This is a genomic window from Belnapia sp. F-4-1, assembly GCF_000802185.1.
Classification (GTDB): Bacteria; Pseudomonadota; Alphaproteobacteria; order Acetobacterales; family Acetobacteraceae; genus Belnapia.
This window is the reverse complement of the sequence record NZ_KN676113.1, coordinates 1759055-1779596: the sequence shown is the minus strand read 5'-3', so window position 1 is coordinate 1779596 and position 20542 is coordinate 1759055. Positions and strand designations below refer to the sequence as shown.

Annotated in this window: 23 protein-coding genes and 1 tRNA gene; 6 read left to right on the top strand and 18 right to left on the bottom strand. The window is 70.7% G+C overall.

The genetic code is table 11. From position 1 onward, the window contains the following. Nucleotides 1-142: 142 nt before the first annotated feature. The 10 genes from LH62_RS31080 to LH62_RS08610 form a co-directional block, all read right to left on the bottom strand. On the bottom strand, nt 143-301 hold the full coding sequence (locus tag LH62_RS31080) for a hypothetical protein (protein ID WP_160299806.1): 159 nt from the start codon (nt 299-301) through the stop codon (nt 143-145). Nucleotides 302-469: 168 nt separating this feature from the next. Then, a tRNA-Phe gene (locus LH62_RS08650) sits at nt 470-545 on the bottom strand. A 74-nt stretch (nt 546-619) separates the two neighbouring features. Next, nucleotides 620-805, bottom strand: coding sequence for a DNA gyrase inhibitor YacG (locus LH62_RS08645; protein WP_043360620.1), 186 nt, complete (start codon nt 803-805; stop codon nt 620-622). After that, entirely contained in the window at nt 795-1925 is a 1131-nt protein-coding gene (locus LH62_RS08640; protein ID WP_236552510.1) for a ribonuclease E/G, read from the bottom strand. Before LH62_RS08640 ends, LH62_RS08645 begins: the two co-directional genes overlap by 11 nt. After that, nucleotides 1922-2509 (bottom strand): nucleoside triphosphate pyrophosphatase, encoded by a 588-nt coding sequence (locus LH62_RS08635; protein WP_043360618.1) that lies wholly within the window; start codon nt 2507-2509, stop codon nt 1922-1924. The genes LH62_RS08640 and LH62_RS08635 overlap by 4 nt, the downstream gene beginning before the upstream one ends. A gap of 6 nt (nt 2510-2515) precedes the next feature. After that, on the bottom strand, nt 2516-2734 hold the full coding sequence (infA, locus tag LH62_RS08630; protein WP_043336856.1) for a translation initiation factor IF-1: 219 nt from the start codon (nt 2732-2734) through the stop codon (nt 2516-2518). A 142-nt stretch (nt 2735-2876) separates the two neighbouring features. Beyond that, nucleotides 2877-4166, bottom strand: a complete 1290-nt coding sequence (gene hisD, locus LH62_RS08625) for a histidinol dehydrogenase (protein WP_043360617.1) — start codon at nt 4164-4166, stop codon at nt 2877-2879. Then, nucleotides 4166-4858: an ATP phosphoribosyltransferase gene (gene hisG, locus LH62_RS08620; RefSeq protein WP_043360616.1), complete on the bottom strand. Its 693-nt coding sequence runs from the start codon at nt 4856-4858 to the stop codon at nt 4166-4168. Before hisG ends, hisD begins: the two co-directional genes overlap by 1 nt. A 5-nt stretch (nt 4859-4863) precedes the next feature. Then, on the bottom strand, nt 4864-6123 hold the full coding sequence (gene murA, locus LH62_RS08615; protein ID WP_043360614.1) for a UDP-N-acetylglucosamine 1-carboxyvinyltransferase: 1260 nt from the start codon (nt 6121-6123) through the stop codon (nt 4864-4866). Nucleotides 6124-6335: 212 nt separating this feature from the next. Further along, nucleotides 6336-7223: an oxygenase MpaB family protein gene (locus LH62_RS08610; RefSeq protein WP_043360613.1), complete on the bottom strand. Its 888-nt coding sequence runs from the start codon at nt 7221-7223 to the stop codon at nt 6336-6338. 169 nt (nt 7224-7392) lie between these two features. On the opposite strand from LH62_RS08610, the gene LH62_RS08605 reads away from it, so the two are divergent. Then, the gene (locus LH62_RS08605) at nt 7393-8733 is read left to right on the top strand and encodes an MATE family efflux transporter (RefSeq protein ID WP_052213992.1); all 1341 of its coding nucleotides are present in this window, start codon (nt 7393-7395) and stop codon (nt 8731-8733) included. A gap of 106 nt (nt 8734-8839) precedes the next feature. Continuing rightward, entirely contained in the window at nt 8840-10042 is a 1203-nt protein-coding gene (locus LH62_RS08600; protein ID WP_052213990.1) for a Xaa-Pro peptidase family protein, read from the top strand. 9 nt (nt 10043-10051) lie between these two features. On the opposite strand, the gene LH62_RS32670 is transcribed toward LH62_RS08600, so the two are convergent. The 5 genes from LH62_RS32670 to LH62_RS08580 all read right to left on the bottom strand — a co-directional run bounded on the left by LH62_RS32670 (nt 10052) and on the right by LH62_RS08580 (nt 12948). After that, nucleotides 10052-10843 carry a lytic transglycosylase domain-containing protein gene (locus LH62_RS32670; protein ID WP_052213988.1) on the bottom strand — a complete coding sequence of 264 codons (792 nt, stop codon included), beginning with the start codon at nt 10841-10843 and terminating at the stop codon, nt 10052-10054. Between the two features lie 87 nt (nt 10844-10930). Beyond that, nucleotides 10931-11599 carry an HAD family hydrolase gene (locus LH62_RS08590; protein WP_043360611.1) on the bottom strand — a complete coding sequence of 223 codons (669 nt, stop codon included), beginning with the start codon at nt 11597-11599 and terminating at the stop codon, nt 10931-10933. Between the two features lie 58 nt (nt 11600-11657). Then, a complete protein-coding gene (dcd, locus tag LH62_RS08585) occupies nt 11658-12224 on the bottom strand; it encodes a dCTP deaminase (RefSeq protein WP_043360610.1) in 567 nt (188 codons plus the stop codon). Nucleotides 12225-12306: 82 nt separating this feature from the next. Further along, nucleotides 12307-12480 carry a hypothetical protein gene (locus LH62_RS31460; RefSeq protein ID WP_201445449.1) on the bottom strand — a complete coding sequence of 58 codons (174 nt, stop codon included), beginning with the start codon at nt 12478-12480 and terminating at the stop codon, nt 12307-12309. A 42-nt stretch (nt 12481-12522) separates the two neighbouring features. Beyond that, a complete protein-coding gene (locus LH62_RS08580) occupies nt 12523-12948 on the bottom strand; it encodes an organic hydroperoxide resistance protein (protein ID WP_043360609.1) in 426 nt (141 codons plus the stop codon). Nucleotides 12949-13090: 142 nt separating this feature from the next. Between LH62_RS08580 and LH62_RS08575 the strand changes: the two genes are divergently transcribed. Next, complete coding sequence (locus LH62_RS08575) at nt 13091-13525, top strand: MarR family winged helix-turn-helix transcriptional regulator (protein ID WP_082012429.1); 435 nt, start codon at nt 13091-13093, stop codon at nt 13523-13525. A gap of 321 nt (nt 13526-13846) precedes the next feature. On the opposite strand, the gene LH62_RS08570 is transcribed toward LH62_RS08575, so the two are convergent. From LH62_RS08570 to LH62_RS08560, 3 genes are all read right to left on the bottom strand, one after another. Further along, nucleotides 13847-14269, bottom strand: a complete 423-nt coding sequence (locus tag LH62_RS08570) for a DUF1489 family protein (RefSeq protein WP_043360607.1) — start codon at nt 14267-14269, stop codon at nt 13847-13849. Between the two features lie 40 nt (nt 14270-14309). Then, nucleotides 14310-14648 (bottom strand): hypothetical protein, encoded by a 339-nt coding sequence (locus LH62_RS31920; RefSeq protein ID WP_043360605.1) that lies wholly within the window; start codon nt 14646-14648, stop codon nt 14310-14312. 172 nt (nt 14649-14820) lie between these two features. Further along, on the bottom strand, nt 14821-15675 hold the full coding sequence (locus LH62_RS08560; RefSeq protein WP_043360604.1) for a fumarylacetoacetate hydrolase family protein: 855 nt from the start codon (nt 15673-15675) through the stop codon (nt 14821-14823). Between the two features lie 181 nt (nt 15676-15856). Between LH62_RS08560 and LH62_RS08555 the strand changes: the two genes are divergently transcribed. From LH62_RS08555 to LH62_RS08545, 3 genes are read left to right on the top strand one after another with little or no spacing between them, the layout of a single operon-like run. After that, complete coding sequence (locus LH62_RS08555; RefSeq protein WP_043360603.1) at nt 15857-17659, top strand: FAD-dependent oxidoreductase; 1803 nt, start codon at nt 15857-15859, stop codon at nt 17657-17659. Next, nucleotides 17644-19482 carry a 2-oxoacid:acceptor oxidoreductase subunit alpha gene (locus tag LH62_RS08550; RefSeq protein WP_043360601.1) on the top strand — a complete coding sequence of 613 codons (1839 nt, stop codon included), beginning with the start codon at nt 17644-17646 and terminating at the stop codon, nt 19480-19482. The genes LH62_RS08555 and LH62_RS08550 overlap by 16 nt, the downstream gene beginning before the upstream one ends. Further along, nucleotides 19479-20534 (top strand): 2-oxoacid:ferredoxin oxidoreductase subunit beta, encoded by a 1056-nt coding sequence (locus LH62_RS08545; RefSeq protein ID WP_043360600.1) that lies wholly within the window; start codon nt 19479-19481, stop codon nt 20532-20534. The genes LH62_RS08550 and LH62_RS08545 overlap by 4 nt, the downstream gene beginning before the upstream one ends. Nucleotides 20535-20542: the final 8 nt, after the last annotated feature.

Sequence of the window (20542 nt, the reverse complement as noted above, 5' to 3'; positions counted from 1 at the left end):
CCGGGTCGTTCTTCGCCGCCGTATGCACGGACACCGCCTTCAATCCGGCATTGTGGCTCCTGCGCGGCTCTTCGTCCAAGGAGAGGCTCCGGCTTCTTCCGGAGCCAAAGCCGACGGCCCGCTTGCGCCTCCTGTCCTCTTGTCACCAAGCGAACCGAAGGCCACCCGTGATCGCCTGCGCCGTGGTGTCGTCGCGGAGCTGGGCACCGTAGTTGGCATAGGCGACCAGGCCGTTCGGCAGTTCGAGGTCCGTGCCGACAACGGCACCGTCACGGCCATTCCTGGCACTGGCCGGCCCCATGGTCGAAACGCCGCTCGATCCGCGCGCCGGCCATGCTGCGCAGGCTCGGCGTCTCGTCGCTGCGGACCGCGGAACACGCCGAGGCCACGCTCCGTCGTCACATCCGCACGGCTGACGCCGCGCTGCCCTTCAAGCTCCGAGAATGCTCAAACACGACAGGAGAGGGGATGGTGCCCAGGGGCGGAATCGAACCACCGACACTGCGATTTTCAGTCGCATGCTCTACCAACTGAGCTACCTGGGCCCAAGCAGCCCCCGCATCGGGGGCGTGGCAGAGGGCCGGGGATTTAGCGGAAGCCCGGGCGCCTGTCCACCCGTTCAGCGGCCCTCCGTGTCATCTTCCTGTCGTTCGAGATCCTCGCCCGGGATGACGTAGTCGCCAGCCAACCAGCGGCCGAGATCGACCTGCCGGCAGCGGGCCGAGCAGAAGGGCCGATGCGGCGCGGGCGGCTCCACCGGCTTGCCGCAAACGGCGCAGCGGGGTGCGGGCGGCTTATCCGCCATGGGGGGCTTCCTCGATGGTCCAGTGTGACCAGGGACGTGCCGGGTCGGGCCGGAGTTGCAGGGACTGTCCGATCGCCTCGGACGCTTCGCCGAGAGCGCCGGGGAGCGCCTCCAGGGCTGCCAGCACGGCCGGGGCGGCGGCGAGGGCCAGGCGCCGGCCCGGGCGGGAGGCGGCCTCGCGCACAGCCTGGCGCAAGGCGGCGAGGCCGGGCGTGAGCGGCCCGGCCAGCACCTCATGCAGCGGCGGGTGGATGCGCTGGCGAAGGATCTCGAACAGGCCGAGCGGGCCGAGGCCGAGTAGCCGAGCCAGCCGGTCGGGCGCCAGGGCATGAGCCAGGGGCTCGGTGAGGGCAGCGCGGCGTTTCGCCGTCATCCCGGCGAGGTCGAGCAGGATGGGGCCTGCAAGCTGGCGGAGGCGAATCTGCCGGGCAGCCTCGGCCACGGCCGCCTCGTTGACGCGGCGCTGCGCCTCCGGGTCCCGCGCACCGGCGGCGCTGCCGGCATCGACATCGAGGGCGGTCAGCGCTGGCGTCGGGTGGATGAGGATGCGGCCACCGCCGGACAGCGGCACCTCGGGACCGGCAAGTCCGTCGAACTCCGCCTCCAGCGCCTCGTCGAAAACCGGGCGGGGGGAGTAGGTGGCGCGGAGGCGGGCGGCGAGGGTGGCGCCATCGGTCACGAGCTCGGCGGCGGGATGGGCGCGGGCGAGGCGCAGCGCGGCGTCCGGGCCGCGGGCCAGGAGCAGGGGCGCGTTGCCCACTGGGGCGGCAGCGGCACGGGCTTGCTCGGCCGGGGTGAGGCGGGCGGTGACGCGGGCGCCCTTGCCGCCCTGCGGCGCACGGGTGACGCGAACGGGCAGCACCAGCCCCTCCTGTACCGAGCGGGCGATGGGCTGGCGGGTGGCGCTGGCCTCGGATTCGGGGAGGAAGCCGGTTTCGCCGCCGGCCAGCACCAGAAAGGCGCCGGCCATGGCGGGGGCCAGGGCGGTGACGCGGGCACGGTGCAGGTCGCCGACGCCATCCGGCCGGGCGGGCCGCTCAATCCAGGCCTCTTCCAACCGGTCACCGCGCAGCAGCGCCACCCGGACCTCGCCAGGGGAAACCGAGGCCAGAATCCTCACGGGCTCAGCCAGCCGACACCTCGCAGCAGTTGCGCCGTCTCGAACAGCGGCAAGCCGACGACGTTGGAGTGGGAGCCGGCAAGGAACCGCACGAAAACCTCGGCCCGGCCCTGGATGGCGTAGCCGCCCGCCTTGCCGCGCCATTCCTCGCCGGCGACGTAATCCTCGATCTGCGCCTCGGTCAGGCGCTGGAAGGCGAGGATGGTGTCGACCAGCCGGGTGCGCAGCCTGCCGTCCGGCGTGCGGAGGGCGACGCCCGTGTAGACGTGGTGCCGGCGGCCGGAAAGCAGGGCGAGGAAGCGGCGCGCCTCGGCGGCATCCGCCGGCTTGCCGAGGATGCGGCGGCCGACGCCGACCACGGTATCAGCGGCCAGCACCAGCGCCCCAGGCGCGAGCGCGCCTGCAGCCTCGGCCTTGGCGGCGGAGAGGCGAGCAGCGAGCAGACGCGGCAGCTCCGCCTTCAGCGGGTTTTCGTCGATATCGGTCGGCGCCACGCGGTCCGGGGTGATGCCGATGCGGGCCAGCAGTTCGAGCCGCCGCGGGCTGGCGGAGGCCAGCACCAGGGGCGGTTTGCCTGTGCTCAAGGGCTCTTACTTGAAGCGGAAGGTGATGCGGCCCTTGGTCAGGTCATAGGGCGTCATCTCGACATTCACCCGGTCCCCGGCGAGGACGCGGATGCGGTTCTTGCGCATCTTCCCGCTGGTATGGGCCAGGACCATGTGCTCGTTGTCGAGCTTCACCCGGAACATCGCATTCGGCAGCAGCTCCTGTACGGTGCCGCTGAACTCGATCATGTCCTCTTTTGACATCAGGAACCTTCATGCTGAAACGGCGTGCCGGGGCCGCGCCCTGTCCGGATCGGACGGCGTCAGGCCCTTGGGCACGCGCTGGGGGGGTTGACTTCGATAACCTATTTTCTTCCGGGCAAGATGATGGTCGGCAGGGGCCGGGTCAACCCAGGCGACGCGCAACGCTGAGCCCATGGGCCTGCAGCCCTTCCGCCTCGGCCAGCGCCACCGCGGCGGGGCCGATGGCTACGAGCCCTGCCTGGCTCGCCTCCACCCAGGTGGTGCGCTTCAGGAAGTCGAAGACCGAGAGGCCGGAGGCGAAGCGCGCCGTCCGCCCTGTCGGCAGGACATGGTTGGGGCCGGCCACGTAGTCGCCGAGCGCCTCCGGGCACCAGCGGCCGAGGAAGGCGGCGCCGGCATGACGGATGCCGGCGAACCAGCCGCGCGGGTCAGGCAGCATCACCTGAAGGTGCTCGGGCGCGAGGCGGTTGGTGACAGCCTGCGCCTCCGACCAGTTGCGCACCAGGATGGTGGCGCCATGCCGCCGCCAGCTCTCGCCGGCGATGGCGCCGCGGGGCAGCGTCTCAAGTTCGGCTTCGACCGCCGCGGCGACCGCCTCAACGAAGTCCGCGTCGTCGGTGATGAGGATGGCCTGCGCGCTCTCGTCATGCTCGGCCTGGGCCAGCAGGTCGATGGCGACCAGGCGCGGGTCGTTCGAGGCGTCGGCGGCTACCACCACCTCGGAGGGGCCGGCGATGGAATCGATGCCAACCCGGCCGAAGACCTGCCGCTTGGCTGCCGCGACATAGGCATTGCCCGGCCCGACGATGCGGTCGACAGGCGTGATGGAGGCGGTGCCATGGGCCAGCGCCGCGACGGCCTGGGCGCCGCCGATGCGGTAGATCTCGCTGACGCCCGCCCGCCGCGCCGCGGCCAGCACCAGCGGGTTGAGCTGCCCGCCCGGCGTTGGCACCACCATGGCGATGCGGGGCACGCCGGCGACGCGCGCCGGCAGCGCATTCATCAGCACGGAGGACGGGTAGGCCGCCTTGCCGCCCGGGACGTAGAGGCCGACCGCATCGAGCGGCGTCCAGCGCATGCCGAGAGTGAGGCCGGCGGGGTCCGGCAATTCGAGGTCCGCCGGGCGCTGGGCGGCGTGGAAACGCTCGATCCGCTCGGCGGCGAGGTCGAGGGCGGCGAGCAGCGCCGCCGGGATGCCGGCGGTCGCCGCCTCGATCTCCTCGGCGGTGACGCGCAGCGCCCCGGCATCGATCGGCGCCCAGCCATCGAAGCGGGTGGTCAGCCGCAGCAGGGCGGCATCGCCCCCGGCCCGGACCTCGGCGATGATGCCGGCGACGGCGTCGTCGACCTGCGCCGTGGTTTCCCGGGCCATGTCGAGCAGGGCGGCGAAGCCGGACTCGAAGTCCGGCGCGCTGGTGTCGAGCCGCAGCATCAGGCGAGCGCCGCGCGGAAGCGGGCGATCCAGGCGCCGATCCGCTCCGGCATGGTCTTCAGCGCCGTGCGGTTGACGATGAGGCGGGAGGTGACGTGGGCGATCACCTCCGTCTCGACCAACCCGTTCGCCTTCAGCGTGCTGCCGGTCTGCACCAGGTCGACGATGACGCGGGCGAGGCCAAGCGAGGGGGCAAGCTCCATCGCGCCGTTCAGGTGGACGACCTCGGCCTGGATGCCGCGAGCGGCATAGTGGCGCCCCGCGACATTCGGGTACTTGCTGGCCACCGCGATGCGCGACCAGCGGCTCGGGTCGTCCTGCCCGGCGGTCACGGCGGGCTCGGCCACGCTGATGCGGCAGCGGCCGATGCCGAGGTCGAGCGGGGCGTAGATCTCGGGGTAGTCGAATTCCATCAGCACGTCGGCGCCACAGATGCCGATCTGCGCCGCGCCATGGGCCACGAAGGTGGCGACGTCGAAGGGGCGGACGCGCACCACGTCGAGGCTCGGGTCGCTGGTCTCGAAGCGCAGGCGCCGGCTGTCCTCGTCCGTGTAGTCCGCCGCAGGCTGGATGCCGGCGCGGGCCAGCACCGGGCCGAGCTCCGCGAGGATGCGGCCCTTCGGCACGGCGAGGATGATGGAGGCGGCGCCGGCGGCCGTGGCGCTATTGGAGTCGGGGATCGGAAGGTCCATGCAGCTCAGCCCGGAAGCCGTTCTATATCGGCCCCGACGGCGGCGAGTTTCTGTTCCACCCGCTCATAGCCGCGGTCGAGGTGATAGACGCGGTTGACGATGGTCTCCCCCTCCGCCGCCAGCCCGGCGAGGATGAGGGAGACGGAGGCACGCAGGTCGGTTGCCATCACCGGCGCGCCGGAGAGCTTCGGCACGCCGCGGACGATGGCCGAGGCGCCGTGCGCGTTGATGCGGGCGCCCATGCGGTTCAGCTCCGGCACGTGCATGAAGCGGTTCTCGAAGATCGTCTCGGTGATCATCGAGGCGCCCTCGGCGACGGCCATCAGCGCCATGAACTGCGCCTGCATGTCGGTGGCGAAGCCGGGGAAGGGCTCCGTCATCACGTCGACCCCGTGCAGCCCGTTGAGGCGGGAGATGCGGAGCGCATCGCCCTCCGGCTCCACCGCGACGCCGGCCTCGCGCAGCGTGCGGGCGACCGAGCCGAGATGCTCGGCCCGCGCGCCCTCGAGCAGGACCGAGCCGCCGGTGATGGCCGCGGCGCAGGCATAGGTGCCGGCCTCGATCCGGTCGGGGACGATGTCATGCACGGCGCCGCCGAGGCTGCGGCGGCCCACCACATGCAGCCGGTCGGTGCCGATGCCCTCGATCTCGGCGCCCATGGCGACCAGGCAGCGGGCGAGGTCCTCGATCTCCGGCTCGCGCGCGGCGTTGACCAGCTCCGTCTCGCCATCGGCGAGGCAGGCGGCCATCAGCAGGTTCTCGGTGGCGCCGACCGAGACGACGGGGAAGATGATGCGGGCGCCCTTGAGGCCATGCGGCGCCTCCGCCTCGATATAGCCGGCGTCGAGGGTGATGGTGGCCCCCATCGCCTCCAGCCCCTTGAGGTGCAGGTCCACCGGCCGGGTGCCGATGGAGCAGCCGCCGGGCAGCGAAACGCGGGCCTTGCCATGGCGGGCGACGATCGGGCCGAGGACGAGCACCGAGGCACGCATCTTCCGCACCAGGTCGTAGGGCGCTTCGAGGCTAGCGGCCTCCCCGGCGATGCGCAGCGTCCGCGCCTCGCGGTCATGCTCCACCGTCAGGCCGTGCTGGATCAGCAGGGCACGCATGGTCGCGATGTCGGCCAGGTCGGGCGCGTTGCGCAGCACCAGCGGGCCGCTGGCGAGCAGGCCGGCGGCCATCAGCGGCAGGGTGGCGTTCTTGGCGCCGCTGATCGGGATGCTGCCCTGGAGCGGCTGGCCGCCGCGGATGCGGATGCGGTCCATGATCGCGGCTATTCCTTACGATATCGGCAAAGGGAGGCCGATTTGGTGCCCGGATTTGCCTGCCAGCTTCTTACGGCCGGCCGCCGGGCGGGGCCGACGATGCGTGGGATCCTCGAGCCTCACCCCTGTGCCGGGCCGTCCGGAGAACGGTCGGGGCGGGATACAGGGAGTTTTCCAGGGATGCAATCAGGCATCGCCGGGCAGCACCATGCCTAGCCCGGGCTTCGTTCGAAGGCCCAGCGCAGGGTGCGGGCGATGCCAAGCGTGCCGGCACGGACCAGCGGGCGGGCGCCGAATGGGCTCTCCATCCCGTGCATCCGTTGCGCCCAACCCGGCAGGAGGTCGATGCCGGCCTGCATGGTGAGGGCCTGCAAGGGCTCGGCCGCCAGGCTCGGCGCCTTCTGATTGAACAGGATCCGGGCGACCTCCGCGGTGCGCGCGTCGTAGCGCAACTGCGGCCGCATCGCCTGGAGCAGGCGCCCCGCCTCGGCCCGGCTGCGCGGGACGGGGTCGGCACCGAGCGCCCTGGCGACCTGCGCCATCTCGGCGAAGTAGCGGTCCTGGTCGGCGCCGGCCATGCGCGGCTCGACATAACGGATCCAGCCGGCGAGGAAGCTGGTTGCCTCGGTCACGTGCACCCAGGCCAGCAGGTTCGGATCACTGGCGGCATAGGGCCGGCCATCGGGCAGGACTCCCCGCACCTGCTCGTGAATCCTGCGGATGCGGGCGAGCACCGCCTCGGCCTCGGCACGCCCGCCATAGGTGGTGAGGGCGATGAAGCGCGCGGTGCGGCGCAGGCGGCCAAGCATGTCGGTGCGGAAATTCGAATGGTCCCAGACGCCCGCCAGCACGGCAGGGTGGAGCATCTGCAGCATGAGGCCGGCGATGCCGCCGACCATCATCGAGGTCACGTCGCCATGAACCCGCCAGGCGACGGCCCGAGGGCCGAAAAGCCCGTCGGGCCGCGGCACGACGGGCTTTTCGCCGCGGGCGCGGTCGTTGAAGATGGCGGCGACCTCGGCGGCGATCCGCTGCCTGATCGGACGGGCGAAAGCCTGCGGCAGCGAGACGAGCGAAGAACTGACGGAACCGGCTGGCATCGGGAATTTCACATAAGGACCCTGCTGTTATGGGGGGCATGCCAGCTTTGGGAAGGCGTGGCGGCCCCCGCGCGGCCGTGCCAGGGTGCCGCCGCACACCGATCGAGGGCCGATGCCGAGACAGCAGACCACCCCGGCAGGGGCCACCCGCCAGGGGAACCGCGCGACCTTGTCCGAGGGGCCGGTGGCGCGGAGCCTGGCCGTCGCCACCGCCCCGCTCGCCATGGCACTGGTCGTCATGTTCGGCATCCAACTGGCCGAGGCCTGGCTGACCGGCCTGCTTGGCCCGCATGCGCTGGCGGCGCTGGGCTTCGTCCTCCCCGTGGCGATGACGGTGATGAGCTTCGGCATCGGCCTCGGCGCCGGGGCGACGGCGGTGGTGGCTCGGGCGCTCGGGGCGGGGGAGGAAGCCGGGCGGCTCTCGCTGCACGCGCTGCTGCTGGCAGCCGCCGTGGCCTTCGGCCTCGCCCTGCCCTGCTGGTTCGGGGCGGAGGCCCTGCTCCGCTGGCTCGGGGCGGAGGGAGAGACGCGGCTCCTGGCGCTGGCCTACCTGCGAAGCTGGCTGCTCGGGGCGGTGCCGCTGCTGACGGGAATGGTCGCGCTCGGCATCGTCCGGGCGGCGGGCGACATGCGCTTCGGCGGTTCCGCCCTGGCGGGGGCGGGCATCCTCGGCTTCCTGCTCGACTGGCCGCTGGCCTTCGGCGTGCCGGGGGTGGTGCCGGGTCTCGGCCTGCCGGGGCTGGCGGTGGCGGCCGACCTTTCCTGGCTGGCGATGCTCCTGGTCTCCTTGCAGCGGCTGCGCCGGTTCGGCCTGCTCGGCACGGGCGGGGCCGTGATGGACGGCTTCCTTGCCTCCACGCGGCGGGTGCTGCGGGTTGGGCTGCCGGCGGCCGGGACGAATGCGATCATCCCGGTCGCCAACGGCCTCTTCACCGCCATGCTGGCGGTGCAGGGAAGCGCGGCGGTGGCAGGGTTCGGCCTCGGCTCCCGGGTCGAGAGCATGGCGATGACGGCGCTCTTCGCCCTCTCGGCCGTGGTCAATCCCTTCGCCGCGCAGAATGCCGGGGCGGGGCGGCTCGACCGGTTGCAGACGGGGATGCGGGCCTCCATGAGCTTTTGCCTGGCCTATGGGCTGGCGGTCGCGCTGCCGCTGGTGGTCGCGGCACCCTGGGTGGCGGCGGCCTTCACGGCCGACCCGGCGGTGGCGGCGTCGACCACGCTCTATCTGCGCATCCTGCCCTGGGGATATGGGGCGATCGGCGCCATCGCGGTGGCCTGCGCCGCCTTCAACGGGCTGGAACGGCCGATGTCCGCGGTGGCCATCTCGCTGGTGCGGACCTTCGTGCTCGGCGTGCCGCTGGCCTGGATCGGCGGGCGTCTCGGCGGGGAAGCAGGGACCTTCGCCGGCTTGCTGATCGGCAATCTCGGCGCCGGCCTGCTGGCCGCGGCCTGGCTGCTGCGGAAGGTGGCGCATGAGCCGGCGCGGCAGCCCCTGCCCGCCACGCCCTGACCAGTCCCGGGAAGTTGGCAAGCGGGCAGCGGAACGGCGCAGACCGCGCCACCGGGCCATGCTTTGATGGCCGTCGTCCGGGCGAGAAGAACCGAGGAGACGAGCCATGCCGAACGCCGCGCCAGCGCCTGAGGGAAGCCCCGCCGCCACGCAACGCCCGCCCTTCGACACGGCGCGGCTCGACCGGCTGCTGGCCGAGGCGGACGTCGATGCGGTGGTCACCACCTCGCGCCAGGCCTCGCACTACATGCTGGGCGGCTACAGCTTCCCCTTCTTCGACCACCGCGACGCCATCGGCCTCAGCCGCTACCTGCCGGTGATGGTCTATGTGCCGGGCAAGCCGGAGCTCACTGCCTACATCGCCCACCGGCTGGAGAAGCACGAGAAGCAGCTCGGCCGGTTCTGGGCGCCGGTGGTGGAGACCGTCTCCGGCACCTCCACCGATGCGGTCGGCCATGCAGTGCGGCACCTCCAGCGGATCGGCATCCCGCTGCGGCGGATCGGAGTGGAGCCGGCCTTCCTGCCCTCCGACGCCGCTGCCGTGCTGCGCGACGGGCTGCCCAATGCAGCGCTGGTCGACGTGGCGCAGCCGCTCGAACGGCTGCGGGCACGGAAGAGCCCGGCGGAGCTCGCCCTCCTGCGCGAGGCCTCGGAGCGCGTGGTGGCCTCCATGCTCGCCACCTTCGCCGCCTGCGAGCCGGGCGTCACCAAGGCGGAGCTGGTGGAGCGGCTCCGCCAGGAGGAGGTGCGCCGCGGCCTCACCTTCGAGTACTGCCTGATCACCGCCGGCACCGGGCTGAACCGCGCCGCATCCGACCAGCGGATCGCGCCGGGCGACATCATCTCGCTCGATTCCGGCGGGCGCTACCGCGGCTATATCGGCGATCTCTGCCGCATGGGCGTGGTCGGCGAGCCGGATGCGGAGCTGGCCGGGCTGCTGGCCGAGGTCGAGGCCATCCAGCAGGCCGCGCGCCGGCAGGTGCGGGCCGGGGTGCCCGGCGGCGAGGTTCAGGCCGCAGGCGAGCGGGCGGCGGCGGCCTCGCCGCATGCGGAGCACATCGAATTCCTCGCCCATGGCATGGGGCTGGTGCAGCACGAGGCGCCCTGGCTGACCGCGACCGGCCCCATCCCCTACCAGGCGCATGACGCGGAGCAGCCGCTGGAGGCCGACATGGTGCTCTCGGTCGAGACGACGCTGCTGCATCCCCGCCGCGGCTTCATCAAGCTCGAGGACACGGTCGCCGTCACCGCCAGCGGCTACGAGGCGATGGGTGATGCCGGGCGCGGCTGGAACCGGACCGGGGGCTGAGGCCCGGCCTCAGCGTCCCGGCAGCCGGCCGGTCGGCGCATCGGGCGTGACCAGGCCGCCGCCATCGAAGGCGCGGTCCGCCGGATCGGCCGGCATCAGCGCGAGTTGCGGCCCGCCGGCATAGGCGTCTCCCCGCAGCCCGCCGCCCGCATAGGCCCGGTCGGCCTCGGCGACCGCGCCGCTGCCGTAGGTCGGCATGCCGAGCCGCGGCGCGATGCCCGCGACGTAGCGCATCGTCTCGTCCGGCAGGATCCGCGCGCCGATGAGGAAATCGGCAACCCGCTCCGGCCCGGCATTGTAGGCGGCGAGAAAGGCCGGCGCGCCGAAGCGGTCATGCATCTCGCGCAGATAGGCCGCGCCGGCGAGGATGTTGTCGCGCGGCGCATAGGGGTCGGGGCCGAGACCGTAGCGTGGCCGCAGGATGTCGTAGGTGCGCGGCATCACCTGCATCAGCCCCATTGCCCCGACCGGCGAGGTGATCGGCAGCCCGTCCGCGCCGGTCAGCCGCCCGCCGCTCTCCTGGCGCATCACCTCGCGGATCCAGCGCTCCGGCAGGCCGAAGCGCGCCGCCGCCTCGCGGATATAGGGGCCCCAGGGGTCGCCCGGCGTGCCGGGGACGGCATAGGCCGGCGCCGCCACGGCGCGGTAGCCCCGCGCCTCGGCCCGGGAGGCGGCGATGTTGTAGCCGTAGTCGCCATTGCCATCGTAGCCGCGCCTGCCGTCCCAAACCGAAGCCTGCCGCCCGCCCGCGCAGCCGCCGAGCGCCAGCAGCAGGAGAAGCAACGCCGCCTGCCTGCCCATGCCTCCATCCTTCCCCCCTGGCGCGGACAGGATAGCCGCAAAACCGATGCAGGAGGGAGACGATAATGCGCCCGCAGAGGACCGCCCTTACCCGGGCGCCAAGGGCGAGCGCGCATAATCCGCCAGCAGCGCCGCCGGGTCGCGGTAGAGGGCGATGCAGCCGGCCTCCCTCAGCACCGCCTTGGGAAAGCCGCCGCAGAGCAGGCCGACGCAGCGCAGTCCGGCCTTGCCGGCCGCCTCGGCATCATAGGGCGAGTCGCCGACCACGATCGCCGCCGCGGCCGGCAGCGGCTTCAGCTGGTCGAGCGCGGCGTCGAAGATGTCTGGGTGGGGCTTGGAGTGCTCGGCATCGTCGGCGCTGGTGGCGCCGTCGATCAGGTCGGCGATCCCGGCGATCTCCTTGTAGCGCTCCAGTTCCTCCCCCTTCGCGGAGCTGGCGAGCAGGATGCGCTGGCCCTCCGCGCGCAGCCGCTCGAACAGCGGGCGCACGCCGGGAAAGGCCCGCGCCTGGCCGATGTAATCCTGCATGAAGAGCTTGCTGCGGGCCTCGGCGATCGCCTCGCCCTCGCGCTCGACCACCTCCGGCGGCAGGAAGAACGGCATGAGCTGGTCGCTGCCCTTGCCGATCTGGCCGCGGATCTCGGCCTCCGGCACCGCATGGCCGAAGCGACGGAAGACCTCGGCCCAGGAGGCGGCGTGGAAGTCGTTGGTGTCGACGAGCGTGCCGTCCACGTCGAAGATCACGGCCTTGGTCATGGAGGTGCGTCCCGTCCTGCTGCGGGGCAACCCGGTGGCGAGGCCGCAAGTTCCCCGCTCAGGTGCGGGGCAAGGTCACCCCCCGCTGGCCCTGGTACTTGCCCTGGCGGTCGCGGTAGGAGGTTTCGCAGACCTCGTCGGATTCCAGGAACAAAACCTGGGCGACGCCCTCATTGGCGTAGATCTTGGCCGGGAGATTCGTCGTGTTCGAGAATTCCAGCGTCACCTGCCCTTCCCATTCCGGCTCGAAGGGCGTGACGTTCACGATGATGCCGCAGCGGGCATAGGTCGATTTCGAGAGGCAGATCGTCAGCACGTTCCGCGGGATGCGGAAATACTCGACGGTCGCGGCGAGCGCGAAGGAGTTGGGCGGGATGATGCATTCATCGCCCTCGAAATCGACGAAGCTACGCGGATCGAAGTGCTTGGGATCGACCATCGCCGAATAGACATTGGTGAAGATCTTGAAGTGGCGCGAGCAACGGATGTCGTAGCCGTAGGAGGACAGGCCGTAGGAGATCACCCGGCGTCCCTCGACCTCGCGCACCTGGCCCGGCTCGAAGGGCTCGATCATCCCGTGGTCTTCGGCCATCCGGCGGATCCAGCGGTCGTTCTTGATGCTCATGCCGAGAGGTTCCACGCAGAGGTGCCGCGACGGCGGCCTGAAGGCCCTCCCTCTAGCGGAATGCGCCGGATCGGCGAAGGGCTCAGTCGGCCTCGTCCTCCGCGGCCGGCGGAGGGGCCGGCGCCTCCTCCCGGCCGCGGGCCTGGGCCTTGCGGCGGCGGAGATTGGCACGGAGGGCGGTGGCGAGCCGGGCCTCGCGCTCGGCGCGGGCCCGGTCGGCCGGGGTCTGGGGCGGGTCGGGCGGGGCATCGGCCATGGCGGGCGGAGGGTGTCCGCCACTCGCCATGGCGGTCAAGCCTCAGGCGACGGTCAGCTTGACGTCGACGTTGTTGCGGGTGGCGTTCGAGTAAGGGCAGACCTGGTGCGCCTTCTGCACCAGCGCCTCCGCCTCCGCGCGCGGCAGACCGGGGAGGGCAATGGTCAGGCCGATCTCAAGGCCGAAGCCGCCCTCGGAGCGGGGGCCGATCCCCACCTGGGCTGTGACGCTCGCATCGGCCGGCACCTTGGGGCCGCCCTGGGAGGCCACGAACTTCATCGCACCGAGGAAGCAGGCCGAGTAGCCCGCGGCAAAGAGCTGCTCGGGGTTGTTGCCCGGGCCGCCGGCGCCGCCAAGCTCCTTCGGCGTGGCGAGGCGGACATCGAGGCTGCCATCGGCCGTGGCGGCATGGCCGTCGCGGCCGCCGGTGGCGGTGGCTTGGGTGCGGTAGAGGACGTTGACGGACATCTGCGGCTCCTGTGGTCTTGGAACGGGACAAAATTTGCACGCGATTTGTTTGTGTGCGACCCGCAAACCTGCATGGCCGCCATGCAATTTATGGGTGCGCGATCCCTTGGTGCGCGATCTATTGTGCCGGGTGGAGAACCCGATGCCGGAAACCCGTCCCACCCTGAAGGATTTTGCCTGCTTCGCCGTCCATTCGGCCGGGCATGCGCTGAGCCGCGCCTACAAGCCGCTGCTGGAGCCGCTGGGCCTGACCTACCCGCAATACCTGGTCATGGTGGCGCTGTGGGAGGAAGACGGGGTGACGCTCGGCGCCCTGGGCGAGCGCCTCTTTCTTGATTCCAGTACGCTGACCCCGCTGCTGAAGCGGCTGGAGGCACAGGGCCTGCTGCACCGGCAGCGGGACCCGGCGAATGAGCGGCAGTTGCGCATCACGCTCACCGGGCAGGGCCGCGCGCTGCGCGAGCGGGCGGCAGACGTCCCAGCCTGCATGCAGGCCGCGACCGGGATGACCGAAGCGGAACTCGGCCGCCTCCGTGACGAGGTCAGCCGCTTGCGCAACGCGCTGCTGCGCGGCTGAGGCGCCCGACCGGGCCTTCGCCGCCCCCCGCGGGACCTCCCGCCGTAGCGCCGCCGGCCGGCCGAACAGGTGGGTCACCGCCGGGAAGACCACCGAGATGAAGACAGGGCTGGAGAGCGAGGCGGACCGCATTCTGTGAAGGTTCGGCATCCCCGACAGCCCGACCTCGGTCGGGATGGTGAGGTAGAAGCCCAGGCCGAGGAAGAAGACGAAGAGCAGGTGACGGGCTTCCAGATTGCCCGAGGGTTTCGCAGCAGCCGGGAGTGCCGGCTTACTCCGCAGACGCCCGCGCGCGTAGCGGCTTACCGACGCGTCATCCGGCTACAGCAGGCCGAGGGCGCGAAGCTCGGCGCGCAGGCGCTCCGGCATGGCCTCGGCCCCCTCGCCCTCGATGCCGGCGACGACATCCGCCGGGGTGGCCTCCGGCTCCAGGTAGCGCCATCCCTGGAAAGGCTTCACCGGCCGGGCGGCGACGGCGACCAGTTCCGGATCAAGCACCAGGCCGGCGCAGCGGGAGCCGTCGTCCCATTCCTCCTCGAGGATGTCGATGATGCGCTGGCGCACCTGCACGAAGCCAGCGATCACCCAGTAGATCGAGCCACCGGCGAGGATCTCCGCGGCGCGCTTCGGCATCATCCGGGTCTGGTGGCGGAGCGGCGGCTCGGCCACCGCCCGCCGGGCCTGGATGGCCCGGAGCTGCCCCACATCCTTGGGGCCGACCGAGAGCTTGATGAGATGCAGCACGCCCCCGGTGTACCGCGCCGGGGGCGGGCCGCAATGGAGGTTACCGGCTCGTATCGAGAGCCGCGGTGCGCGCCGGGGCGCTGGTCTGGCGGATCTGCGGTTCCGTACAGCCGGCGACGACGGGGCGCCAGTCCATCGTCCGGCACTGGCGGCCGGCGCGGCAATAGCCGACGATCTGGCGGCTGGCATTCACCAGCGTGCCCACGGAGCAGGGATGAGCGACGAGCGTCGGGTGGATGTTCAGCTCCTCCCAGGTGAGGGCAGGGCTGGACATGGACGCTTGGCGGACCGTGGCCAAATCCGCCTCGGCTTGGCGGTCGGCCTCGGACATGGCGCAGCCGGCGAGGACAAGCGCCGGCAACAGGAGCAGGAGACGCATCCCTTCCTCTTTCATCGAGCATCGGTGGATCGGGCCGCTCCCTGGGCAACCTGGGAGCTCGCAATCGATGATGTAGCGAAAGAGGCCGCCCGAATCCCGAAACTATTTCGTGTCGTAACGGGAGCGTGCATACCCTGACGGGACAAACGAATATTGAAGCGGATACTCTACTTCAAGTTGAAAGTTGCTGGCCGACGATATTCTCCAGCACGCCGACCCTTTCCACCTCCACCTCGATCCGGTCGCCGGGCGCCAGCCAGCGTGGTGGGGTGCGGGTGGCGCCACTGCCCTCGGGCGAGCCTGTGGCGACAACGTCGCCGGGCAGCAACGGCGTCACCGCCGAGAGATAGGCAATGATGGCGGGCACGCTGAAGAACATGCGGTCGAGGCTGGTGCGCTGCACCTCCTCGCCGTTCAGCCGCGTCACCAACGTCAGCGCGGCAGGGTCGCCCACCTCGTCGGCCGTCACCATCCAGGGGCCGAAGCCGCCGGAGCGCACGAAATTCTTGCCGGCCCAGACGCTGTGCTTCTGGAAGTCCCGCACCGAGCCATCGTTCAGGCAAGCATAGCCCGCGATGTGGGAAAGAGCCTCGCCAGGCGGAATATTGGCGCCGCCACGGCCGATGACGAAGGCCAGCTCCCCCTCGTAGTCGAATTGGCGCGAGGCGGTCGGCGCCTGCAACGACGCCTTGTGCGGCACCAGCGTCTCGGCCGGCTTCTGGAAGATGGCGGGGAATTCCGGGCCGCTGACCACGCCGCCGGTCGGGTGGATCTTCGGGTAGTTGGCGCCGACGCAGAAGATGCGGCGGGCCTCGGGGATCGGCTCGCGCCAGGCGATGTCGGCGAGTGCATGGCGCGGGCCGGGCGTGGCGAGGGCCGCTTGCGCTTCCGCCAGCGCATCCGCTTCGATCAGCGCCAGGAGGCTCGGGAAGCGCCTCCCAAGCCGCGCGGTGAGGTCGATCACCATCTCCCCTTCCACCGCGCCATACCGCGCCTCGCCGTCGATCGCGAAGCTGATGAGCTTCATCCACCGCCCCTCCCCTGGCCCATGGCGCATCATCGGCGGGGGCCAGCGGGGCCGCAAGCGGGGCTTCGGCACGGCTGCGATCAGGTCGTTGCGGGCCTACCGGGCTTGGGGCAAGCTCCCTGCCATGGGCCCGCAGAGGCCGGCAGGAGGAATACAAAATGCGTCCAGGGAAGTCGCGCGCGTGACGCCGACCGACATCAGCAATCCCGACTATTTCCATAAGGTCGTCGATTGCCAATGGGCCTGCCCGGCCCATACGCCCGTGCCCGAATACATCCGGCTGATTGCCGCCGGGCGCTATTCCGACGCCTACATGGTCAACTGGCACTCCAACGTCTTCCCCGGCGTGCTCGGCCGCACCTGCGACCGCCCCTGCGAGCCGGCCTGCCGGCGCGGGCGCGTCGAGGAGGAGCCGGTCGCCATCTGCCGCCTCAAGCGCGTCGCCGCCGACAACAAGGAGGATGTGCTGGGGCGGATGCCGCCCATCCCCGCTGTCGGCAACGGCCGCCGCCTCGCCTGCATCGGCGCCGGGCCGGCGAGCCTGACCGTCGCGCGCGACCTCGCCCCGCTCGGCTACGAGGTGCACATCTATGACGAACAGGCGAAGGGCGGCGGCTTCATCCGCAGCCAGATCCCGCGCTTCCGCCTGCCGGAGAGCGTGATCGACGAGGAGGTCGGCTACATCACCGGCCGCGGCGGCGTCGTCACCCACTATAACGAGCGGGTCGGCAGCCTGCGGGCGCTGCTCGCCGAGGGCTACAATGCCGTCTTCGTCGGCGCCGGGGCGCCGCGTGGGCGGGACCTCGACGTGCCGGGCCGGCGCGAGGCTGCGGCCAACATCCATATCGGCATCGACTGGCTCTCCTCCGTCTCCTTCGGGCATGTCGAGAAGGTCGGCCGGCGCGTGATCGTGCTCGGCGGCGGCAACACGGCCATGGATTGCTGCCGCTCCGCCCGGCGCCTCGGCGGCGAGGAGGTGACGGTCGTCGTCCGCTCCGGCTTCGAGGAGATGAAGGCGAGCCCCTGGGAGAAGGAGGATGCGCTGAAGGAGGGCATCCCCATCCGCAACTTCCTGGTGCCGAAGCAGGTGCTGCACGAGGACGGCCGCCTCACCGGCATGGTCTTTGAGGCGGTGAAGGCGGAGCGCGACGCCCGCGGCCGCCGCCAGCTCGTCCCCTCCGGCGAGCCTGACGTGACCATCGAGGCGGACGACGTGCTGGTCGCCATCGGCCAGGAGAATGCCTTCCCCTGGATCGAGCCCGATCTCGGCATCGCCTTCGACCGCTGGGGGCTGCCGCAGCTCAATGAGGAGACCCTGCAGTCGACGCTGCCGCAGGTCTTCTTCGGCGGCGACGCGGCCTTCGGGCCGAAGAACATCATCTGGGCGGTGGCGCATGGCCATCAGGCCGCCGTCTCCATCGACCTCTTCTGCCGCGGCGAGGACGTGGCGCTGCGGCCGCCACCAGATGTGGCGATGTCCAGCCAGAAGATGGGCATCCACGAGTGGAGCTACGACAGCGCGGTCTCGCTCGACCTGCGCTTCAAGGTGCCGCATGCCGAGAACGAGGTGGCGCTGCGCGACATCAAGACCGAGGTGGAACTGGGCTACGACCGGGAGCTGGCCTTCAAGGAGGCGCAGCGCTGCCTGAACTGCGACGTGCAGACCGTCTTCAGCGCCAAGCTCTGCATCGAGTGCGATGCCTGCGTCGATATCTGCCCGGTGGACTGCATCACCTTCACCGCCGATGGCGAGGAGATGGAGCTGCGCGACCGGCTGAAGATGCCGGCGCACAACCTGGAGCAGGCGATCTATGTCGCGGACGGGCTGAAGACCGGGCGCGTCATGGCGAAGGACGAGGATGTCTGCCTGCATTGCGGCATGTGCGCCGAGCGCTGCCCGACCGGCGCCTGGGACATGCAAAAATTCCTTCTCGAGAGCGCAAAGCCCAAGGCCGAAAGGGTGCACGCATGCGCAGCCCGGTGACCGCGACGAACGACTTCGTCGTCAAATTCGCCAATGTGAACGGCTCGGGCTCGGCAAGCGCCAACCAGCTCTTTGCCAAGGCGATCCTGCGCATGGGCATCCCCATCGCCTCGCGCAACATCTTTCCGAGCAACATCCAGGGCCTGCCGACCTGGTTCGAGGTGCGCGTCTCCGGCGAGGGGCATCTTGGCCGGCGCGGCGGCGTCGACCTCATGGTGGCGATGAACCCGCAGACCTGGGAGCGCGACGTCGCCGAGATCGACCCGGGCGGCTACCTCTTCTACGACAGCACGCGGCCGGTGCCGCAGAGCCGTTTCCGCGAGGATATCCATGTCATCGGCGTGCCGCTGACCGAGATGTGCAACGCGGCCTATACCGATGCGCGGCAGCGGCAGCTCTTCAAGAACATCATGTATGTCGGGGCGCTCTCCGCCCTGCTGCAGATCGACCCGGCGGTGGTGGAGACGCTGCTCTCCGAGCAGTACAAGGGCAAGGAGAAGCTGGCCAAGCCGAACCGCGATGCCTTCCAGATGGGCCGCGACTGGGCCTTAGCGAACCTCGCCTGCCCCATCGGCCTGACGCTGGAGCGCGCCGACAGGGTCGGCAACCGCATCTATGTCGACGGCAACAGTGCGGCCGGGCTCGGCGCGGTCTATGGCGGCGCGACGGTCTGCGCCTGGTACCCGATAACGCCCTCGACCTCATTGGCCGAAGGGTACGAGCGCTACGCCAAGAAATTCCGTACCGACCCGGACGGGCGCAAGCGCTACGCCATCGTCCAGGCGGAGGATGAGCTGGCCTCCATCGGCGTCGTCATCGGTGCCGCCTGGAACGGGGCGCGGGCCTTCACCGCGACCTCGGGCCCGGGCATCTCGCTGATGCAGGAATTCGTCGGCCTCTCCTACTTCGCCGAGATCCCCTCCGTGATCTTCGACGTGCAGCGGGCCGGCCCCAGCACGGGCATGCCGACCCGCACCCAGCAATCCGATGTGCTGGCGGCGGCCTATGCCAGCCATGGCGACACCAAGCACATCGTCCTCTTCCCCGAGGACCCGCATGAGTGCTTCGCCTTCGGCGCCGATGCCTTCGACCTTGCCGACCGGCTGCAGCAGCCGGTCTTCGTGCTGCTCGACCTCGATATCGGCATGAACGACTGGCTCTGCGAGCCCTTCGCCTGGGACGACAACCGGCGGATGGACCGCGGCAAGGTGATGACGGCGGAGGAGCTGGAGGCCGGGCGCGTCTTCGGCCGCTACCTCGACTCCGATGGGGATGGCATCCCCTACCGTACCTATCCGGGGACGCACCCCAGCAAGGGCGCCTTTTTCACCCGCGGCACCTCGCGCGACCGCTTCGCCAAATACACCGAGGTCGGCGCCGCCTATGTCGACAACATGCAGCGCCTGCTGCAGAAATTCGAGACAGCGAAGGGCATCGTCCCGCGCCCCGTGCTGCGCCAGGCGAAGGAGCCGACCCGCACCGGCGTGATCTACTACGGCAGCTCTTCCGCCGCCATGAAGGAGGCGCTGGCGGCGCTGGAGGCGGAGGGCATCCATGTCGATGCGCTGCGCATCCGCGCCTTCCCCTTCTACCAGGATGTGGAGGCGTTCGTCGCCGCCCACGACCAGGTCTTCGTCGTCGAGCAGAACCGCGACGCCCAGCTGCGGACCCTGCTGATGAACGAGTGCAGCATCGCCCCCCAGCAGCTCATCCCTGTGCTGCACTATGACGGGACGCCGATCACCGCGCGCTTCATCCGCGCCGCCATCGGCGACAAGGTGCTGGCCCAGATCCTTCCCTTCGCCGGAGCAGCCGCGGAATGAGCTTCCTCCCCAAACCCAGGCTGCACCACCCGAAGCTGCCGACCAACGCGCTCGGCTACACCAGGCGCGACTACGAGGGGGCGATCAGCACCCTCTGCGCCGGCTGTGGGCATGACAGCATCAGCGCCGCCATCATCCAGGCCTGCTTCGAACTCGATATCGAGCCGCACCGCGTGGCCAAGATGTCCGGCATCGGCTGCTCGTCCAAGACGCCGGACTACTTCCTCGGCGCCTCGCACGGCTTCAACTCGGTCCATGGCCGGATGCCAAGCGTGCTGACCGGCGCCAACCTCGCCAACCGGGAGCTGCTCTATCTCGGCGTCTCGGGCGATGGCGACAGCGCCTCGATCGGCTTCGGCCAGTTCGCCCACAGCATCCGCCGCGGCGTGAACATGGCCTATATCGTCGAGAACAACGGCGTCTACGGCCTCACCAAGGGGCAGTTCTCGGCGACCTCGGACAAGGGGTCGAAGGCGAAAAAGGGCACGGTCAACACCGACGAGGCGATCGACCTCATCGGCATCGCCCTCCAGCTCGGTGCCACCTACGTCGCCCGTAGCTTCTCGGGCGACAAGGACCAGCTCGTGCCCCTCATCAAGGGCGCGATGCGGCATGACGGGCCGGCCTTCATCGACTGCATCAGCCCCTGCGTCGCCTTCAACAACCATGAGGGTTCCACCAAGAGCTACGACTTCGTCCGCGAGCACAACGAGGCGATGAACCGGCTCGACGTCATCACCGGCCGCGCGCCGATCACCGCCGACTACGCGCCGGGCGAGGTGCGCGAGGTGGAGCAGCATGACGGCTCCATCCTCCGCCTGCGGAAGCTGCATGCGGAGTACGACCCGACCGACCGCGTCGCCGCGATGCACCACCTGCACGAGCGGAAGGCGGCGGGCGAGATCGTCACCGGCCTGCTCTTCATCGACCCCGATCCGCGGGACCTGCATGCCAATCTCGGCACGGTGGCGCGGCCGCTCAACCGGCTGGGCGATGCGGCGCTGGTGCCGGGGGCGGCCGCGTTGGAAGCCATCAACGCCGGCTTGCGGTAGGCGCCTCC

Coding starts and splice junctions, on each gene's coding strand:
- LH62_RS32670 (WP_052213988.1), bottom strand. CDS start 10,843: ATGGGCAGGCAGGCGGCGTTGCTTCTCCTGCTGCTGGCGCTCGGCGGC.
- murA (WP_043360614.1), bottom strand. CDS start 6,123: ATGGACCGCATCCGCATCCGCGGCGGCCAGCCGCTCCAGGGCAGCATC.
- LH62_RS08590 (WP_043360611.1), bottom strand. CDS start 11,599: ATGACCAAGGCCGTGATCTTCGACGTGGACGGCACGCTCGTCGACACC.
- LH62_RS08560 (WP_043360604.1), bottom strand. CDS start 15,675: ATGAAGCTCATCAGCTTCGCGATCGACGGCGAGGCGCGGTATGGCGCG.
- LH62_RS08610 (WP_043360613.1), bottom strand. CDS start 7,223: ATGCCAGCCGGTTCCGTCAGTTCTTCGCTCGTCTCGCTGCCGCAGGCT.
- infA (WP_043336856.1), bottom strand. CDS start 2,734: ATGTCAAAAGAGGACATGATCGAGTTCAGCGGCACCGTACAGGAGCTG.
- LH62_RS08645 (WP_043360620.1), bottom strand. CDS start 805: ATGGCGGATAAGCCGCCCGCACCCCGCTGCGCCGTTTGCGGCAAGCCG.
- LH62_RS08550 (WP_043360601.1), top strand. CDS start 17,644: ATGCGCAGCCCGGTGACCGCGACGAACGACTTCGTCGTCAAATTCGCC.
- hisD (WP_043360617.1), bottom strand. CDS start 4,166: ATGCTGCGGCTCGACACCAGCGCGCCGGACTTCGAGTCCGGCTTCGCC.
- dcd (WP_043360610.1), bottom strand. CDS start 12,224: ATGAGCATCAAGAACGACCGCTGGATCCGCCGGATGGCCGAAGACCAC.
- LH62_RS08580 (WP_043360609.1), bottom strand. CDS start 12,948: ATGTCCGTCAACGTCCTCTACCGCACCCAAGCCACCGCCACCGGCGGC.
- hisG (WP_043360616.1), bottom strand. CDS start 4,858: ATGGACCTTCCGATCCCCGACTCCAATAGCGCCACGGCCGCCGGCGCC.
- LH62_RS31080 (WP_160299806.1), bottom strand. CDS start 301: ATGGGGCCGGCCAGTGCCAGGAATGGCCGTGACGGTGCCGTTGTCGGC.
- LH62_RS08600 (WP_052213990.1), top strand. CDS start 8,840: ATGCCGAACGCCGCGCCAGCGCCTGAGGGAAGCCCCGCCGCCACGCAA.
- LH62_RS08575 (WP_082012429.1), top strand. CDS start 13,091: ATGCCGGAAACCCGTCCCACCCTGAAGGATTTTGCCTGCTTCGCCGTC.
- LH62_RS31920 (WP_043360605.1), bottom strand. CDS start 14,648: ATGCGTCTCCTGCTCCTGTTGCCGGCGCTTGTCCTCGCCGGCTGCGCC.
- LH62_RS08545 (WP_043360600.1), top strand. CDS start 19,479: ATGAGCTTCCTCCCCAAACCCAGGCTGCACCACCCGAAGCTGCCGACC.
- LH62_RS31460 (WP_201445449.1), bottom strand. CDS start 12,480: ATGGCCGATGCCCCGCCCGACCCGCCCCAGACCCCGGCCGACCGGGCC.